The organism is Kosakonia sp. H7A (assembly GCF_003028445.1).
GTDB classification, from domain to species: Bacteria; Pseudomonadota; Gammaproteobacteria; order Enterobacterales; family Enterobacteriaceae; genus Kosakonia; species Kosakonia radicincitans.
Genome location: NZ_PYTZ01000004.1, coordinates 218,081 through 234,765, shown reverse-complemented (window position 1 = coordinate 234,765; position 16,685 = coordinate 218,081). Strand labels below are relative to the sequence as shown.

17 protein-coding genes and 3 tRNA genes are annotated in these 16,685 nt (G+C 54.8%); 13 read left to right on the top strand and 7 right to left on the bottom strand.

The features are described 5' to 3' along the window. Positions 1-68 precede the first annotated feature (68 nt). Positions 69-347, top strand: coding sequence for a DUF1435 domain-containing protein (locus tag CWM66_RS16220; RefSeq protein ID WP_007373030.1), 279 nt, complete (start codon positions 69-71; stop codon positions 345-347). A gap of 33 nt (positions 348-380) precedes the next feature. Here CWM66_RS16220 and CWM66_RS16215 read toward each other — a convergent pair. The 4 genes from CWM66_RS16215 to rsmC form a co-directional block, all read right to left on the bottom strand. After that, positions 381-467: transfer RNA gene (locus tag CWM66_RS16215), tRNA-Leu, on the bottom strand. Between the two features lie 32 nt (positions 468-499). After that, positions 500-586 (bottom strand) — tRNA-Leu (locus tag CWM66_RS16210). Between the two features lie 28 nt (positions 587-614). Then, a tRNA-Leu gene (locus CWM66_RS16205) sits at positions 615-701 on the bottom strand. A gap of 170 nt (positions 702-871) precedes the next feature. Continuing rightward, positions 872-1,900, bottom strand: a complete 1,029-nt coding sequence (gene rsmC, locus CWM66_RS16200; RefSeq protein WP_007373031.1) for a 16S rRNA (guanine(1207)-N(2))-methyltransferase RsmC — start codon at positions 1,898-1,900, stop codon at positions 872-874. A 264-nt stretch (positions 1,901-2,164) separates the two neighbouring features. On the opposite strand from rsmC, the gene CWM66_RS16195 reads away from it, so the two are divergent. The 8 genes from CWM66_RS16195 (at position 2,165) to CWM66_RS16160 (ending at position 8,658) form a co-directional block, all read left to right on the top strand. Continuing rightward, positions 2,165-2,578: a DNA polymerase III subunit psi gene (locus CWM66_RS16195; RefSeq protein WP_007373032.1), complete on the top strand. Its 414-nt coding sequence runs from the start codon at positions 2,165-2,167 to the stop codon at positions 2,576-2,578. After that, a complete protein-coding gene (rimI, locus tag CWM66_RS16190; protein ID WP_007373033.1) occupies positions 2,547-2,987 on the top strand; it encodes a ribosomal protein S18-alanine N-acetyltransferase in 441 nt (146 codons plus the stop codon). The genes CWM66_RS16195 and rimI overlap by 32 nt, the downstream gene beginning before the upstream one ends. A gap of 12 nt (positions 2,988-2,999) precedes the next feature. Continuing rightward, positions 3,000-3,677, top strand: coding sequence for a pyrimidine 5'-nucleotidase (yjjG, locus tag CWM66_RS16185; RefSeq protein WP_107146896.1), 678 nt, complete (start codon positions 3,000-3,002; stop codon positions 3,675-3,677). A 91-nt stretch (positions 3,678-3,768) separates the two neighbouring features. Then, on the top strand, positions 3,769-5,358 hold the full coding sequence (prfC, locus tag CWM66_RS16180) for a peptide chain release factor 3 (RefSeq protein ID WP_090132666.1): 1,590 nt from the start codon (positions 3,769-3,771) through the stop codon (positions 5,356-5,358). Positions 5,359-5,742: 384 nt separating this feature from the next. After that, positions 5,743-6,360 carry a molecular chaperone OsmY gene (gene osmY, locus CWM66_RS16175; RefSeq protein ID WP_007373036.1) on the top strand — a complete coding sequence of 206 codons (618 nt, stop codon included), beginning with the start codon at positions 5,743-5,745 and terminating at the stop codon, positions 6,358-6,360. A 127-nt stretch (positions 6,361-6,487) separates the two neighbouring features. Next, positions 6,488-6,649 (top strand): DUF1328 domain-containing protein, encoded by a 162-nt coding sequence (locus CWM66_RS16170; RefSeq protein WP_007373037.1) that lies wholly within the window; start codon positions 6,488-6,490, stop codon positions 6,647-6,649. A gap of 120 nt (positions 6,650-6,769) precedes the next feature. Then, positions 6,770-7,879 (top strand): patatin family protein, encoded by a 1,110-nt coding sequence (locus CWM66_RS16165; RefSeq protein ID WP_107146895.1) that lies wholly within the window; start codon positions 6,770-6,772, stop codon positions 7,877-7,879. Then, complete coding sequence (locus CWM66_RS16160) at positions 7,876-8,658, top strand: metal-dependent hydrolase (protein ID WP_007373039.1); 783 nt, start codon at positions 7,876-7,878, stop codon at positions 8,656-8,658. The genes CWM66_RS16165 and CWM66_RS16160 overlap by 4 nt, the downstream gene beginning before the upstream one ends. On the opposite strand, the gene CWM66_RS16155 is transcribed toward CWM66_RS16160, so the two are convergent. Further along, positions 8,647-9,510, bottom strand: a complete 864-nt coding sequence (locus CWM66_RS16155; RefSeq protein ID WP_035886567.1) for a YjjW family glycine radical enzyme activase — start codon at positions 9,508-9,510, stop codon at positions 8,647-8,649. The genes CWM66_RS16160 and CWM66_RS16155 overlap by 12 nt on opposite strands. Then, the gene (locus tag CWM66_RS16150) at positions 9,482-11,032 is read right to left on the bottom strand and encodes a YjjI family glycine radical enzyme (RefSeq protein ID WP_107146894.1); all 1,551 of its coding nucleotides are present in this window, start codon (positions 11,030-11,032) and stop codon (positions 9,482-9,484) included. The genes CWM66_RS16155 and CWM66_RS16150 overlap by 29 nt, the downstream gene beginning before the upstream one ends. Before the next feature lie 256 nt (positions 11,033-11,288). Between CWM66_RS16150 and deoC the strand changes: the two genes are divergently transcribed. The 4 genes from deoC (at position 11,289) to deoD (ending at position 15,582) form a co-directional block, all read left to right on the top strand. Then, positions 11,289-12,068 (top strand): deoxyribose-phosphate aldolase, encoded by a 780-nt coding sequence (gene deoC / locus CWM66_RS16145; protein ID WP_107146893.1) that lies wholly within the window; start codon positions 11,289-11,291, stop codon positions 12,066-12,068. A gap of 139 nt (positions 12,069-12,207) precedes the next feature. After that, entirely contained in the window at positions 12,208-13,530 is a 1,323-nt protein-coding gene (gene deoA, locus CWM66_RS16140) for a thymidine phosphorylase (protein WP_007373043.1), read from the top strand. 51 nt (positions 13,531-13,581) lie between these two features. Then, the gene (deoB, locus tag CWM66_RS16135) at positions 13,582-14,805 is read left to right on the top strand and encodes a phosphopentomutase (RefSeq protein WP_107146892.1); all 1,224 of its coding nucleotides are present in this window, start codon (positions 13,582-13,584) and stop codon (positions 14,803-14,805) included. 57 nt (positions 14,806-14,862) lie between these two features. Beyond that, on the top strand, positions 14,863-15,582 hold the full coding sequence (gene deoD, locus CWM66_RS16130; protein ID WP_007373045.1) for a purine-nucleoside phosphorylase: 720 nt from the start codon (positions 14,863-14,865) through the stop codon (positions 15,580-15,582). A gap of 86 nt (positions 15,583-15,668) precedes the next feature. Here deoD and lplA read toward each other — a convergent pair whose 3' ends face one another. Continuing rightward, entirely contained in the window at positions 15,669-16,685 is a 1,017-nt protein-coding gene (lplA, locus tag CWM66_RS16125; protein WP_007373046.1) for a lipoate--protein ligase LplA, read from the bottom strand.

The window sequence follows — 16,685 nt, the reverse complement described above, 5'->3', positions numbered from 1 at the left end:
CATCAGAAGATGAGCGATCTTCATACTGTGGTATTGGCAGTATGCTGACAAATGAGAAATGATGTCATATGATATTGGTTATCATTATCGATATCAGAGATGGAAACATGTTGCAGCGAGCGCTGGGAAGTGGTTGGGGGATCGTCCTGCCGGGCATGATTGTTGCCGTTCTGGCACTGGCTGATCTTTCGATCGACGCATGGCGGATGGTGATTTTGCTGGGTTTATTGCTGACTCCGGCGATGCTTTACCATAAGCGGTTACGACATTTTGTTTTGTTGCCTTCGGGCGTTGCGCTTGTCGGGGGGATGATAATGATGCTGCTGAATTTGAAAATGATGGTGTAACGGGGGAGTCATACAGGGAGAGTATAAGATATCTGGTGCGAGGGGGGGGACTTGAACCCCCACGTCCGTAAGGACACTAACACCTGAAGCTAGCGCGTCTACCAATTCCGCCACCTTCGCACAGTCATCTTACTTTTTAGATATCGCCTCGTTGGTGCGAGGGGGGGGACTTGAACCCCCACGTCCGTAAGAACACTAACACCTGAAGCTAGCGCGTCTACCAATTCCGCCACCTTCGCACAGTGCGAGCGATATCTGCGTGGTTTATGGTGCGAGGGGGGGGACTTGAACCCCCACGTCCGTAAGGACACTAACACCTGAAGCTAGCGCGTCTACCAATTCCGCCACCTTCGCATACCATCGATACCTTTGAAGTATCGTTACCACGGAGGCGCATTCTAGATGTTTTCAACTTTTCGTCAATAGTTAATTGCTGAGAGCAACACTGATTGCTGCAAAAATGGGCGCTGTGAATGGGTAAATCGGGGAGACCCGGCGAACAGCGCTCGCCGGGAGAAGAGTGATTATTTCAGCGCCTGGCGCGTCATCACTGTGCGGTAAACCTTGAAACGTCCGGTCTGGGCGAGCACTTCATGGAAACCGAAGGTCTGATCTAATACGTCCGGGTACGGCAGGAAGGCGTTAGCGACAATGCGCAACTCGCCGCCGCTGTTCAGATGGCGTACCGCGCCGCGTATCAACGTCTGAGCGGCTTCCAGACTGGTTTGCAGGCCATCATGGAACGGCGGATTGGAGATAATCATATCAAAGCGACCAGTGACTTCAGAGAAGACATTGCTGGCAAAAACCTCACCTTCAAAGCCGTTGGCAGCAAGCGTCGCGCGGCTGGCTTCTACCGCCGGAGCGGAAACGTCGCACAGGGTTAAACGCACTTTCGGCGAATGGCTCGCCAGCACCGCTGCCAGCACACCGGCACCGCAGCCAACATCCAGTACTTTACCTTTCGTGTGCGGCGTCAGGGTCGAGAGCAACAATTGGCTGCCCACATCTAATCCGTCACGGCTAAAGACGCCCGGCAGGGTTTTGATCGTCAGATCGCCCAGCGCATACTCGCCCCAGAAACCATTCGCATCGAAGTCAGATTTCTTCTCCAGACGACCGTAATACAGTCCGCAGCGACGCGCACTGTCTATTTTGTTGAGCGGGCAATACGCAGCCAGCATCTGCTCGGCGCTTCGCACGCCGCTACGGTTTTCGCCGACGACGAAAATATCGCAGCCCATTGGCAGCAGCGACAGCAGGTTCATTAATTGGAACTGCGCTTCGGGTTTGTTTTTTGGCCAGTAATAGATCAGCGTATCGACATCGCCGATCGTCTCGCTGTCAGCGACCAGGCTATAACGGGCACGTTCGCCCATCTGCTGGCTTAAGGTTTGCCACTGGTGAAACTGTTGCGTCCAGGCACGGCTTTCAGCCGTCTCCAGACGAGCGGGCAGGTCATCCTGCAAATCACCGGCAAACAGAATGCGGTTGGTTTCGAAATCGTCACTGTGGCGCAGCAAGACTTCACTTGCCGGGGTAAAAGCAGACATGAATGGGGGTTCCTCGTTTAACTCAGGCGGCGATTATACACGTTATCCTTCAAACTGCCTCTTTGTTGGCTTCACCTTTGCACCCCAGTCACTTACTTATGTAAGCTCCTGGGGCTGCTCAGTCTTGCCGCCTCGACGCAGTGTGAATGATTTTGTGTATACACGTTATCCTGCAAACTGCCTCTTTGTTGACGAGCGTCGTTGATAGCGAATTTTCGCCGGGTTTGCTATATTTGCGCGCCTGACACACAGGAGTGTTTCGCTATGACTTCCCGACGCGACTGGCAATTACAGCAACTGGGCATTACTCAGTGGAGCTTGCGACGCCCGGCGGTGTTGCAGGGCGAAATCGCCATTTCGCTGCCTGCGCATATTCGTCTGGTGATGGTCGCTTCCGAACCGCCGATGCTTGCCGATCCACTGGTGAGCGACGTACTGCGCGCGCTTACCATTACGGCGGATCAGGTATTACAGTTGACGCCGGATCGCGTCGCGATGCTGCCGCCTGGCAGCCAGTGCAACAGTTGGTGGCTGGGTGTCGATGAACTGCAGTCGCTGGCGGGCGCACAGGTCGCAACGCCCGGCGTGGATGAATTACGCACTAACCCTGCGGCACGCGCCGCGTTATGGCAACAAATCTGCGAACATGAACACGATTTCTTCCCTCAGCACGGCTGATTTAGCCCGCGCATACCAGATTGAAACACGGGCGCACGCCTTCCCCTGGAGCGAAAAGACCTTCGCCAGCAATCAAGGGGATCGCTACCTCAACTACCGGCTGATGGTGGGCGATGAGATGGCGGCTTTCGCCATTACCCAGGTTGTGCTGGATGAAGCCACATTGTTCAACATCGCGGTTGATCCCGCCTGGCAACGGAAAGGGTTTGGCCGCCAGTTGCTGGAACATCTGATCCGCGAACTGGAAGCCCGCGAGGTATTAACCCTGTGGCTGGAAGTGCGCGCCTCCAATGTTGGCGCGATTGCACTGTATGAAAGTTTAGGTTTTAACGAGGCGACAATCCGCCGCAATTACTATCCCACCGCCAACGGGCGCGAAGACGCGATAGTGATGGCTCTGTCAATTTAAAAAGGTGATGTAATGAAATGGGACTGGATACTCTTTGATGCTGACGAAACGCTGTTTACCTTTGATGCGTTTGGCGGCTTACAACGGATGTTTCTTGACTATAGCGTGACATTCACCGACAAGGATTTTCTTGAATATCAGTCTGTTAATAAGCCTCTGTGGGTTGATTACCAGAATGGCGCCATCACTGCGCTGCAACTGCAACACCGCCGTTTTCAGGGTTGGTCTGAGCGCCTGAACGTTCCGGCGGGTTCGCTGAACGACGCATTTCTTAATGCGATGGCTGAGATTTGCGCGCCGCTGCCGGGCGCTGTTTCGCTGCTCGACAGCCTGAAAGGCAAGGTGAAGCTGGGTATCATTACCAACGGTTTTACCGCGTTGCAGCGAATTCGTCTGGAACGCACCGGCTTGCGTGACTATTTTGATTTATTGGTGATCTCCGAAGAAGTCGGTGTTGCCAAACCCGATCGCCGCATCTTCGATCACGCGCTACAACTGGCCGGCAACCCGGATCGCGATCGCGTCATGATGGTGGGCGATACGGCAGAATCTGACATTCTGGGCGGTATCAACGCCGGGCTGTCCACCTGCTGGCTAAACGCGCATAATCGCGCGCTGCCTGAAGGCATTAACCCGACCTGGACCGTAACGTCCCTGAACGAACTGGAGCAACGCCTGTGTAAACATTGATTGTCTGCACTTCGCTGTTGAGTACAATAGCCGCATTTTTCGTATTTCATCGCGTGGCCTGGGCCGCGCAATTACACAGAAGATTTTTATTATGACGTTGTCTCCTTATTTACAAGAGGTGGCGAAGCGCCGTACGTTCGCCATCATCTCGCACCCCGATGCGGGTAAAACCACCATCACCGAAAAGGTCTTGCTGTTTGGACAGGCAATTCAGACCGCTGGTACGGTAAAAGGTCGCGGCTCCAGCCAGCATGCGAAATCCGACTGGATGGAGATGGAAAAACAGCGTGGGATCTCCATCACCACTTCCGTGATGCAGTTCCCGTATCACGAGTGTCTGGTGAATCTGCTGGATACCCCGGGGCACGAAGACTTCTCTGAAGATACCTACCGCACATTAACGGCGGTGGACTGCTGCCTGATGGTTATCGATGCGGCAAAAGGTGTTGAAGATCGCACCCGTAAACTGATGGAAGTTACCCGTCTGCGCGATACGCCGATCCTGACCTTTATGAACAAACTCGACCGTGACATCCGCGATCCAATGGAATTGCTGGATGAAGTGGAAAACGAGCTGAAGATCGCCTGCGCGCCCATCACCTGGCCGATTGGCTGCGGTAAGTTATTTAAAGGTGTTTACCATCTTTATAAAGATGAAACCTATCTTTATCAGACCGGGCAGGGCCATACGATTCAGGAAGTGCGTATCGTTAAAGGGCTGAACAACCCGGATCTCGACAAAGCGGTGGGTGAAGATCTGGCGCAGCAACTGCGTGATGAGCTGGAACTGGTACAGGGCGCGTCCAACGAGTTCGATAAAGAGCTGTTCCTGAGCGGTGAAATCACCCCGGTCTTCTTCGGCACCGCGCTGGGTAACTTCGGCGTTGACCATATGCTGGACGGCCTGGTTGAGTGGGCGCCAGCGCCAATGCCGCGTCAAACGGATCTGCGCGAAGTGAAAGCAGACGACAGCAAATTTACCGGCTTCGTCTTCAAGATCCAGGCGAACATGGATCCGAAACACCGCGACCGCGTCGCATTTATGCGCGTGGTGTCAGGCAAATACGAAAAAGGGATGAAGCTGCGTCAGGTGCGCACCGGTAAAGATGTGGTTATCTCTGACGCGCTGACTTTTATGGCCGGCGACCGTTCTCACGTTGAAGAAGCTTATCCTGGCGACATTATCGGGCTGCACAACCACGGCACCATTCAGATTGGCGATACCTTTACTCAGGGCGAAATGATGAAGTTCACCGGTATTCCGAACTTCGCCCCGGAGCTGTTCCGCCGTATCCGTCTGCGCGATCCGCTGAAGCAGAAACAGTTGCTGAAAGGCCTGGTACAGCTTTCGGAAGAGGGCGCGGTGCAGGTATTCCGACCCATCGCCAACAACGATCTGATTGTGGGTGCAGTCGGTGTGTTGCAGTTTGACGTGGTCGTGTCGCGCCTGAAGAGCGAGTACAACGTAGAAGCGGTGTATGAATCCGTTAACGTGGCGACAGCGCGCTGGGTTGAAAGCAGTGACGTGAAGAAATTCGAAGAGTTTAAGCGTAAGAACGAGATCCAGCTGGCGCTGGATGGCGGCGATAACCTGACCTATATCGCGCCGACGATGGTGAACCTGAACCTGACACAGGAACGCTATCCGGAAGTGACTTTCCATAAAACTCGCGAGCATTAATCCCCCACGGAGCACGGTATTCGCCGTGCTCCGGCACTTTTCCTGTCTTTTTAGCCCCTTGCGGAATGTTCTTAAAACCCACCCTTTTTCCCCTCTCTGCTCGTTTTTTAACCTGTGAGCCAGGATTTTTGTCGATAGTGTTCTATATTTAACAAAGTGATGACATTTCTGGTGGATAAAAGTCCTGTTCATTGCGTGTTTAATGGTCTTTTATCCACCAAAATCTCACTAATGGAGATTAATAACTGCCTCAGCCAGATAAGTAGCGGCATTGTATCCGCGACTATCCGACGCTGGATTGGGTGATTTTTCGCCACGGCAGTTAAGCAGCCTGAGTTGCTGCAAGCGGCCCAAATTGTGGGCAAACCAACAGGAACGACATCGATGACTATGACAAAACTGAAGATTTCTAAAACTCTGCTGGCCGTCGTGCTGGGCTCTGTAGTGGCAAGTGGCTCCGCTTTTGCGGCAAACACCACCACTGACAAAGCGCAAAACGCCGCATCCAGCGCGGGGGAAAAAATCGACAGCTCGATGACTAAAGTCGGTGGATTCATGGATGACAGCTCCATCACTGCAAAAGTGAAAGCGGCGCTGGTGGATCATGAAAGCATTAAAAGCACCGATATTTCCGTCAAAACGGACAACAAAGTAGTCACGCTGAGCGGCTTCGTTGAAAGCCAGGCGCAGGCCGAACAGGCTGTCTCTGTGGCCAAAGGTGTGGAAGGCGTGGCTTCGGTAAGCGACAAGCTGCATGTCCGTGACGGGAAAAACCAGTCAATGAAAGGTTATGCGGGCGACACCGCTACAACCAGTGAAATCAAAGCCAAATTGCTGGCCGATGACCTTGTACCGTCTCGTAAGGTGAAAGTTGAAACCACCGACGGCGTCGTGCAGTTGTCCGGTACGGTTGATTCTCAGGCCCAAAGTGAACGCGCCGAAAGTATCGCAAAAGCGATTGAAGGCGTTAAAAGCGTCAAAAACGATCTAAAAGTTAAGTAACCATTCCTGAAAACGTCAGCGCCCGCGTGGACGGGCGCGACGAATACGTGCCGGGAAAACATCGCAGATGAGCAACCTGAGCGCTCATCGCAAGCGGTCGACATTAACTATGGTAAAGGAGAGTCTTATGTTTCGTTGGGGCATTATATTTCTGGTTATCGCGTTAATTGCCGCCGCTCTGGGCTTTGGTGGTCTGGCGGGGACGGCAGCAGGCGCAGCGAAAATCGTCTTTATCGTCGGTATCATCCTGTTCCTGGTCAGCCTGTTTATGGGCCGTCGGCGTCCATAGCATAGTTAGCGCTTAAATTTCGCTTACATTAAAGCCAGTCCTCGTGACTGGCTTTACTATTTCGGCCCGGCAGAAATTGCGTTACTTTGACAGATACAACGCAGCCAAAAGGAAAGCAGGGTGGGGCAATATATTCCAATAACGCTGGGCAATATTGCGCCCCTGGCGATAAAACCGTTTCGTCCGGGCCGTCTCGCACTGGTGTGTGAAGGCGGAGGTCAGCGTGGTATTTTCACCGCCGGGGTGCTTGACGAGTTTATGCAGGCAAACTTTAACCCCTTCGATCTCTACTTTGGTACCTCTGCGGGCGCGCAAAACCTTTCGGCTTATGTATGCAACCAGCCCGGCTACGCCCGCAAAGTGATCATGCGCTACACCACCACGCGTGACTTTTTTGATCCGGTGCGCTTTGTGCGCGGCGGTAACCTTATCGATCTTGACTGGTTGGTGGATTCGACATCCCGCCAGATGCCGCTGGCGATGGATTTTGCCGCGCGTTCTTTTGATGCCGGTAAGGCGTTCTATATGTGTGCCTGCCGCCAGGATGATTACACCGCGGAATATTTTGCGCCGACCCACCAGACATGGCTGGATCTGATCCGTGCCTCCAGCGCGATTCCGGGTTTTTACCGTTCTGGGGTGTCGCTCAATGGCGTGAACTATTTCGATGGCGGCGTCAGCGATGCGATCCCGGTTCAGGAAGCGGCTAAGCGCGGAGCAAAAACCATCGTGGTGATCCGCACCGTGCCTTCTCAGACGTACTACACGCCGCAGTGGTTTAAACGTATGGAACGCTGGCTGGGCGACAGCAGCTTGCAGCCGCTGGTTAATCTGGTACAGCACCACGAGAAAAGTTACTCGGCGATTCAGCGGTTTATCGAAACGCCGCCGGGAAAACTACGCATACTTGAAATCTATCCGCCGAAACTTTTGCATAGCATGGCGCTGGGCAGCCGGTTACCGGCGCTGCGTGATGATTATAAAATTGGTCGGCTGTGTGGACGTTATTTCCTGGCGACGGTAGGAAAACTGCTGGCGGAAACCCCGCCGCTGATTCGTCATACTGTGGTGCCGGCTCCCCTTATTGTGCCGCCCGAGGTCGTTGCCGCGCCCGTTCCTGCCACCCGCGTGGTTCCGCCTGCCGCCGTCGCCAATGATGTGCTGGATGCGCCGCTGGTTAACGCGGTACAAGCCAACGACTTACCCATTAATAAAGAGGATACGGCGTGAGTTTCCGCTTTATCGATACGCACTGTCATTTTGATTTTCCGCCCTTCACGGGCGATGAAGTCGCCAGTATTGCCCGCGCGGCAGACGCTGGCATCGGGCGCATTATCGTACCCGCCATCGCCGCGCGTTATTTTGATCGCGTTTGTTCTCTGGCGCGCGAGCATTCTGCGCTGTATGCCGCGCTGGGTCTGCATCCGATTGTGATTGAAGAACATACGGCACAAAGCCTTGAACGGCTTGAGCAGGCGCTGGCCACCAGGCCGGAAAAAGTGGTGGCAATTGGCGAGATTGGCCTTGATCTCTATCGCGATAATCCGCAGTTTGAGCGCCAGCAGCAGGTACTGGATGCGCAGCTAAAACTGGCGAAACGCTTTGATTTACCAGTGATCCTCCATTCGCGGCGCACGCATGACAAACTGGCGATGCACCTGAAAAAGCAGGCTTTGCCGCGCACCGGCGTGGTTCACGGCTTTTCCGGTAGCCTGCAACAGGCGCAGCGTTTTATCGAACTGGGGTATTACATTGGCGTCGGCGGAACGATCACTTATCCACGCGCCAGTAAAACCCGTGATGTAATGGCGCAGTTGCCGCTATCCGCATTGTTGCTGGAGACCGATGCGCCGGATATGCCGCTGAACGGCTTCCAGGGGCAGCCTAACCGGCCGGAACAGGCGGCGCGGGTTTTTGCCACGCTGTGTGAATTGCGCCCTGAAGCCCCGGATGTGATCGCCCAAACGTTGCTGGAGAATACGCAGCAGCTTTTCGCTTTACAGATATAGCGCCGGACGAAGCACAGTGGTGACGCCGCGTTGTTGCAGCGCTTCCGCCAGTGGTTCGATATCTTCCTCGGTTGCGCTGCGCCAGTTTTTTGCCTCGCCGTAAACGCCGTGAGCGTGGAATGCGTTGAGCCGCACCGGAATACGCCCAAGTTCACAGATAAACACCGCCAGCGCGTCGATATGCTGCAAATAGTCGCTATGTTGCGGGATCACCAGCAAACGCAATTCGGCCAGCTTGTTCTGTGCCGCCAGCAGGCGCAGGCTATTTTTCACCGGTGCATTATCCCGCCCGGTGAGAAAACGGTGATGTTCGCTGTTCCAGGCTTTAAGATCGATCATTGCCCCGTCGCAAACCGGCAGCAACTTATGCCAGCCTGTTTCGCTCAGCATTCCATTACTGTCGACAAGGCGGGTCAGATGGCGTAGCTGCGGATCGGCACGCAGCGCAGAAAACAGCGCGAGCAGAAACGGCAGTTGTAACGTGGCCTCGCCGCCGCTGACTGTGATGCCTTCAATGAATAACGCGGCTTTGCGGATCTTCGCCACCACCTCTTCTACAGACATCATTTGTGCCATCGGCGTTGCCTGTTGCGGACACATTTGCAGGCAGGTATCGCACTGCTGGCAGGTTACGGCGTTCCACTGTACTTGCCCGCCGTCAAACGCCAGCGCCTGATGCGGACAACCTGGCACGCAGTCGCCGCAGTGGTTGCAGCGGCCGATCGTCCACGGATTGTGGCAGCTCTTACAGCGCAGATTACAGCCCTGTAAAAACAGCGCCAGGCGGCTGCCCGGCCCGTCGACGCAAGAGAAGGGGATCAGGTTACTGACGAAAGCGCATCTGCTGCTCATGGCTTACCACTCGGGGTTGTCGCTCAAGAATATGCGTATTGCGCGCGGCTTCTTCACCCAGCCAGGTAGTGTTGGTGCGCGAACCTTCGGCGCGGAATTTCTCCAGGTCCGACAGGCGCACCATATAACCGGTAACGCGCACCAAATCATTGCCCGCGACGTTGGCGGTAAACTCGCGCATTCCGGCGTTAAACGCGCCAAGGCAGAGTTGCACCACGGCCTGCGGGTTGCGTTTAACGGTTTCGTCGAGGGTTAAAATATCGCTGATCCCGGCTTTGTACCAGGCGTGGTGCGGCGCAACGGCCAGCAAATGGGTAATCGGATCGGGTTCATCGCCATAAGGCAGACGCGCGCCCGGTGTGGTACCGATATCGGAACTGATGCCGGACTGCGCATGCAGCAACGCGCGTTGTTTCCATCCATGTTTGACCGGTGTGTTTTCAACAAACGCCGCCAGTTGCTCGCTGATGCGGTAGCCGAGAGCATTCGCCTGCTCATCTTTACCGTAACGTCCTGCAATGTTCGCTTTCTCGCACAGAATATTGACCGCTTCAGCCAGCCCGTAGATGCCGAACATTGGCGCAAAACGATCGGCGGCAATCAGCCCCTCCTGCACAAGGAAGCTATGCTCAAAGAAACCGGATTGTTGATACAGGAAGTCGCAGCGCGCATCGATAATGGCCAATTGTTGCTGGCAATAATGGGGCAGCCGCCGGGTAAAGAATTCCTCCAGAGAACGGCTGCCTTCAGCGATGACTTTCAGGTTCAGCCGTACCAGCGTACTGCCGCCACCACCCAGTGGCAGCGAGTTGTAACAACTGACAATGCCATAACCACCTTTTGTGAAAATATTATCATGCAAAGGTCCATTGGCGATATGCGGCTTGCTGCACGCGCAGATGTTACAAGCAACTTCCAGCAGCAGATCATCTGGCGTGATCTGCGGATCATAAATAAACGTCAGATTCGGCGCGACCTGCTTTAGCTCAGCATCGGCGCGTAAGATAGCCCGAGTGACTGGCGTGTCATAAGGGCCGATATTGGCGTGGACAAAGGCATCCGGTAAGGTTCTGTCGAGATAGCGCCAGAAGCGTTTTATTCGAATATCGATTTCTTCTTGTGTTAGAATTATAACATATGGTTGCAGTAACGCATCTAGTTGCCCGAGGTAAACCGGCAAGCCGGTAACAGAGGGAACATGGTGATAAAGAATGGTCAGCAAAGAGAGCGCATCATCGAGATCCTTTGCCCCTTCCAGCTCCAGCCATGCGGATCCGTTAGCCAGAAATTTGGCGTAATCCGGCAGGACATAGCGCGGTTTGTAGGGCGCGTGCCCTTCAAACATATCGCAAATTGCCCCTTCGTCGAGCGCCTCCTGCGCGGCTTGCGGCAGCGCCGGATAGGGGAGGCTATTTTCCGCCTCCAGCGCGAGAAAATGGTGTTTCTGCTGCGGCGTGAGCGTTGGGCTGGTAACAATCTGCTGGCAGCGTGTCTGTAATCCTGGATTAACCGGTATCGACATGATCTTCCTCTTTATCCCGTGCATTCAGGACGAAGAGTGTAAGACACCGGCGGATAACCACTTTTGATCCATGCGCACCTTAGCGGTAATCACGACCGCTTTTGCGTTTTAAAGTTTGATGAATGTCTCATTATTGTTTTGCAAACGTGAATTAAGTTTTCATTAACTGTGATGAGTATCGAAGTGTAATCGTGGGTTGATGTTAGAATATTAACAAGCCCGAACAGAAAATCGGCATTACGCCGTCGGAGAGAATATGAGTGATTTAACGGCAAGCAGCCTGCGCGCGTTGCAATTAATGGATCTGACCACCCTGAACGACGATGACACCAACGAGAAAGTCATTGCGCTGTGTCATCAGGCCAAAACCCCGGTAGGGAATACCGCTGCCATTTGCATCTATCCGCGTTTCATCCCGATTGCGCGTAAGACGTTGAACGCACAGGGAACACCGGACGTACGTATTGCGACGGTAACCAACTTCCCGCACGGTAACGATGATATCGACATTGCGCTGGCAGAAACCCGCGCGGCGATTGCCTACGGTGCTGATGAAGTTGACGCAGTATTCCCGTACCGTGCGCTGATCGCCGGTAACGAGCAGGTCGGTTTTGATCTGGTCAAAGCCTGTAAAGAGGCGTGTGCCGCAGCCAACGTGCTGTTGAAAGTGATCATCGAAACCGGCGAATTGAAAGAAGAAGCGCTGATCCGTAAGGCGTCAGAAATCGCGATTAAAGCGGGCGCTGACTTTATCAAGACCTCAACCGGAAAAGTACCGGTTAATGCCACGCCGGAAAGCGCGCGCATCATGCTGGAAGTGATCCGCGATATGGGCGTTGAGAAAACCGTGGGCTTTAAACCGGCGGGTGGCGTGCGCAGCGCGGAAGACGCGCAGCACTATCTGGCGATTGCCGATGAACTGTTTGGCGCTGACTGGGCCGATGCCCGTCATTATCGCTTTGGCGCATCCAGCCTGCTGGCAAGCCTGCTGAAAGCGCTGGGACACGGCGACGGTAAGAGCGCAAGCAGCTACTGATGGCTTCATTTACCGGGCCTGCACCTCTACCTCGCAGGCCGGGTAAGATATTGCCGCCATTCGGCGGTATGGGCCGATAACACCATGTTTTGCCGGGTCGCTTTGGTTGCCCGGCCGTATCATTCTTCAGGGGGTTACCTTGTTTCTCGCTCAAGAAATTATTCGTAAAAAACGCGATGGTCTCGCGCTGAGTGATGAAGAGATCCGTTTCTTTATCAACGGAATTCGCGATAACACCGTTTCTGAAGGCCAGATCGCCGCGCTTGCCATGACCATCTTTTTCCATGACATGACCATGCCAGAACGCGTGTCGTTGACCATGGCAATGCGCGATTCCGGTTCGGTTCTGGACTGGAAACACCTTAATCTCAATGGCCCGATTGTTGATAAACACTCTACTGGCGGCGTCGGGGATGTGACCTCATTAATGCTTGGCCCGATGGTTGCCGCCTGTGGTGGTTATATTCCGATGATTTCCGGGCGCGGCCTGGGGCATACCGGCGGCACACTCGATAAACTGGAGGCCATTCCTGGCTTCGACATTTTCCCGGACGATAGCCGCTTCCGCGACATTATTAAGGATGTTGGCGTGGCGATTATCGGCCAGACCAACTCACTGGCCCCGGCCGATAAACGTTTTTATGCCACCCGCGATATCACCGCGACGGTAGACTCGATTCCGCTGATCACCGCTTCCATTCTGGCGAAAAAACTGGCTGAAGGCCTTGATGCGTTGGTGATGGATGTGAAAGTTGGCAGCGGCGCGTTTATGCCGACTTATGCGCTCTCCGAACAACTGGCGGAGGCAATTGTGGGCGTGGCGAATGGCGCAGGCGTGCGCACGACCGCACTGCTGACCGATATGAATCAGGTGCTGGCTTCCAGCGCGGGCAATGCGGTGGAAGTGCGTGAAGCGGTGCAATTCCTCACCGGAGAATACCGTAACCCGCGCCTGTTTGATGTCACGATGGCGCTGTGCGTGGAGATGCTGATTTCCGGCAAACTGGCGAAAGATGACGCGGAAGCCCGGGCGAAACTGCAAGCGGTGCTGGATAACGGAAAAGCGGCAGAGATCTTTGGCCGCATGGTCGCGGCGCAGAAAGGGCCGACGGATTTCGTTGAGAACTACGCCAACTATCTGCCCTCCGCCACGTTGAGCAAAGCCGTTTACGCCGACGACGAAGGCTTTATTACCGCAATGGATACCCGTGCGCTGGGCATGGCGGTGGTGTCGATGGGCGGCGGCCGTCGCCAGGCGACGGACAGTATCGATTACAGCGTTGGTTTTACCGATATGGTGCGTCTGGGCGAGCGCGTGGATGGGCAGCGTCCGTTGGCCGTCATTCACGCGAAGGATGAAGCCAGCTGGCAGGACGCCGCGCAGGCGGTGAAGGCTGCCCTCGTTGTGGACGACATCGCAGCAAAAGAGACACCAACGGTCTATCGCCGTATTACTGAATAACGGTATACTGATCTGATCGCTTTTTTACAAAGCACAAGGTACGGAGAACATATGAAACGTGCATTTATTATGGTGCTGGACTCTTTCGGCATCGGCGCGACTGAAGACGCGGAGCGCTTCGGCGACGCGGGTTCTGACACGCTTGGCCACATTGCTGAAGCCTGTGCGAAAGGTGAAGCCGATACCGGGCGTAAAGGGCCGTTGCATCTCCCTAATCTGACCCGTCTGGGGCTGGCGAAAGCCCATGAAGGCGCGACCGGTTTTATCCCGGCCGGGATGGACGGTAACGCAGAAATCACTGGTGCTTACGCGTGGGCGCATGAGCTCTCTTCCGGCAAAGATACGCCGTCAGGCCACTGGGAAATCGCCGGTGTGCCGGTGCTGTTCGATTGGGGCTATTTTAGCGATACCGAAAACAGCTTCCCGCAGGCGCTGCTGGATAAACTGGTAGAACGCGCAAATCTGCCGGGTTATCTCGGCAACTGCCACTCTTCCGGGACGGTGATCCTCGATCAACTGGGCGAAGAGCATATGAAAACCGGTAAGCCGATTTTCTACACTTCTGCGGATTCTGTCTTCCAGATCGCCTGTCATGAAGAGACGTTTGGTCTCGATAAGCTGTATGAACTGTGCGAAATCGCCCGCGAAGAGCTGACCGAAGGGGGTTACAACATTGGTCGCGTGATTGCGCGTCCGTTTGTCGGTGATAAGGCGGGTAATTTCCAGCGCACCGGTAACCGCCATGACCTGGCCGTGGAGCCGCCGTCAGCCACCGTGCTGCAAAAACTGGTGGAAGAGAAAGACGGCCAAGTGGTTTCCGTGGGCAAAATCGCCGATATCTATGCCAACTGCGGCATCACCAAAAAAGTGAAGGCTACCGGGCTGGATGCGCTGTTTGACGCCACCGTGAAAGAGATGAAAGAAGCGGGCGATAAGACAATTGTCTTTACCAACTTCGTTGATTTTGACTCATCATGGGGCCATCGCCGCGATGTCGCCGGTTATGCGGGCGGGCTGGAGATGTTTGACCGCCGTCTACCGGAACTAATGGAACTGGTGGGCGAGGACGATATCCTGATCCTTACCGCCGATCATGGCTGCGATCCGACCTGGAAAGGCACTGATCATACCCGTGAGCACATTCCGGTGCTGGTTTACGGCCCGAAAGTAAAACCCGGTTCGCTTGGCCACCGTGAAACGTTCGCGGACATTGGCCAGACGCTGGCGAAATACTTTGGCGTTTCTGATATGGACTATGGCAAAGCCATGTTCTGATGATTTTGGGCGGGAGCTTCCCGCCCTTTCTGTTCTAACGACATAAAGGAATTAACGATGGCTACCCCACATATTAATGCAGAAATGGGTGATTTCGCGGATGTTGTGCTGATGCCGGGCGATCCGCTGCGTGCGAAGCACATTGCCGAAACATTCCTCGAAGATTACCGCGAAGTGAACAACGTGCGCGGCATGCTGGGTTACACCGGTACTTACAAAGGCCGCAAAATCTCGGTAATGGGCCACGGTATGGGCATTCCGTCCTGCTCCATCTATACCAAAGAGCTGATCACCGATTTCGGCGTGAAGAAAATCATTCGCGTCGGTTCCTGCGGTGCGGTGCGTATGGATGTGAAACTGCGTGATATCGTGATTGGTATGGGTGCCTGTACCGATTCCAAAGTAAACCGCATGCGCTTTAAAGATCACGACTTTGCGGCGATTGCTGATTTCGACATGGTGCGTAACGCGGTCGATGCGGCGAAAACGCTGGGCGTTGACGCGCGCGTGGGGAACCTGTTCTCTGCCGATCTGTTCTACTCTCCGGACGGCGAAATGTTCGATGTGATGGAGAAATACGGCATTCTCGGCGTGGAAATGGAAGCGGCGGGTATTTATGGCGTGGCGGCAGAATTCGGGGCGAAAGCGCTGACTATCTGCACCGTTTCCGACCATATCCGCACCCACGAGCAGACCACCTCTGCTGAGCGTCAGACGACGTTTAATGACATGATCAAAATTGCGCTGGAATCTGTCCTGCTGGGCGATAAAGCGTAACTCTTTGTTGTGCCGGGTGGAGGCGATGCCTTACCCGGCCTGCATTCCTCTGGCCTGATAAACGCAGCGCCATCAGGCATTTGAAGTTAACGCACCGCTTTGACAATCCACGCCGACAGCTCGCGCAGTTCCTGTTCCTGATCCGGAAAATCCACCAATAACGCATCGCACTCCTGCGCCAGCATATCCGCCCGGTACAGACAGCCCTGCAGACGCGCTGCTAGCGCTTCGAGCGGCGCCGGGTTCAGGCTGTCGGTAAACACCTGCGTGCGGGTGATATGGCCTTTCTCAACGTCAAAGTGCAGCTCCACGCCGCCCCAGGTAAAACGCTCATCCAGTAAATGGCTGAAGGCTGGCGCCTGACCGAAGTTCCACTCCCAACTGCTCTGGCGGGCAAAGGTTTCGGCGAAATTGGGCAGATCCGGCGTTTTCTCCGGCGAGATAATTTCGGCTGTAACGCGTTCGCCATAGTGGCTGAAGAAGGCCTCCGTTACCGCCTGGCAAATCTGCTCGTGGGTGATGCCCGGTAGTAATTCCACCAGGTTGGCGACGCGTCCGCGTACGGAGGTAATGCCTTTTGCTTGCAGTTTTTTCTTGTCCGGATTGAGGTAGTTAGCCAGACGGCTGAGATCGGCATTTAACAGCAGCGTGCCGTGGTGGAAGCCACGATCGCGGGTTTCACGGTAGGCAGAGCCAGACACTTTGCGGTCGCCTTCTGCGGTCTTCACGACCAGGTCGTTACGCCCGGAGGCTTCCGCCGTTACGCCGAGTGCATTCAGCGCCGCGAGCACAATACCCGTAGAGATGGTTTTGTCGTATTCGGGTTTCCCGGCCATAAAGGTAAAGCAGGTGTTACCGAGATCGTGGAAAACCGCGCCGCCGCCGCTGCTACGGCGAGCCAACCGCACGTTGTCTTCTTCCATGCGCCGCGTATTGCACTCTTTCCATGGGTTCTGCGCCCGGCCGATAACCACCGTATCGGCGTTACGCCATAAAAACAGCACGCGCTGTGTTGCGGGCATCTGGCGGAAAATACACTCCTCCACAGCCAGGTTGAACCACGGATCGTAAGATTCAGAGATAAGCAGACGAAGCGTCGACAT

Coding starts and splice junctions, on each gene's coding strand:
- CWM66_RS16220 (WP_007373030.1), top strand. CDS start 69: ATGATATTGGTTATCATTATCGATATCAGAGATGGAAACATGTTGCAG.
- rsmC (WP_007373031.1), bottom strand. CDS start 1,900: ATGTCTGCTTTTACCCCGGCAAGTGAAGTCTTGCTGCGCCACAGTGAC.
- CWM66_RS16195 (WP_007373032.1), top strand. CDS start 2,165: ATGACTTCCCGACGCGACTGGCAATTACAGCAACTGGGCATTACTCAG.
- rimI (WP_007373033.1), top strand. CDS start 2,547: ATGAACACGATTTCTTCCCTCAGCACGGCTGATTTAGCCCGCGCATAC.
- yjjG (WP_107146896.1), top strand. CDS start 3,000: ATGAAATGGGACTGGATACTCTTTGATGCTGACGAAACGCTGTTTACC.
- prfC (WP_090132666.1), top strand. CDS start 3,769: ATGACGTTGTCTCCTTATTTACAAGAGGTGGCGAAGCGCCGTACGTTC.
- osmY (WP_007373036.1), top strand. CDS start 5,743: ATGACTATGACAAAACTGAAGATTTCTAAAACTCTGCTGGCCGTCGTG.
- CWM66_RS16170 (WP_007373037.1), top strand. CDS start 6,488: ATGTTTCGTTGGGGCATTATATTTCTGGTTATCGCGTTAATTGCCGCC.
- CWM66_RS16155 (WP_035886567.1), bottom strand. CDS start 9,510: ATGAGCAGCAGATGCGCTTTCGTCAGTAACCTGATCCCCTTCTCTTGC.
- CWM66_RS16150 (WP_107146894.1), bottom strand. CDS start 11,032: ATGTCGATACCGGTTAATCCAGGATTACAGACACGCTGCCAGCAGATT.
- deoC (WP_107146893.1), top strand. CDS start 11,289: ATGAGTGATTTAACGGCAAGCAGCCTGCGCGCGTTGCAATTAATGGAT.
- deoB (WP_107146892.1), top strand. CDS start 13,582: ATGAAACGTGCATTTATTATGGTGCTGGACTCTTTCGGCATCGGCGCG.
- deoD (WP_007373045.1), top strand. CDS start 14,863: ATGGCTACCCCACATATTAATGCAGAAATGGGTGATTTCGCGGATGTT.
- lplA (WP_007373046.1), bottom strand. CDS start 16,685: ATGTCGACGCTTCGTCTGCTTATCTCTGAATCTTACGATCCGTGGTTC.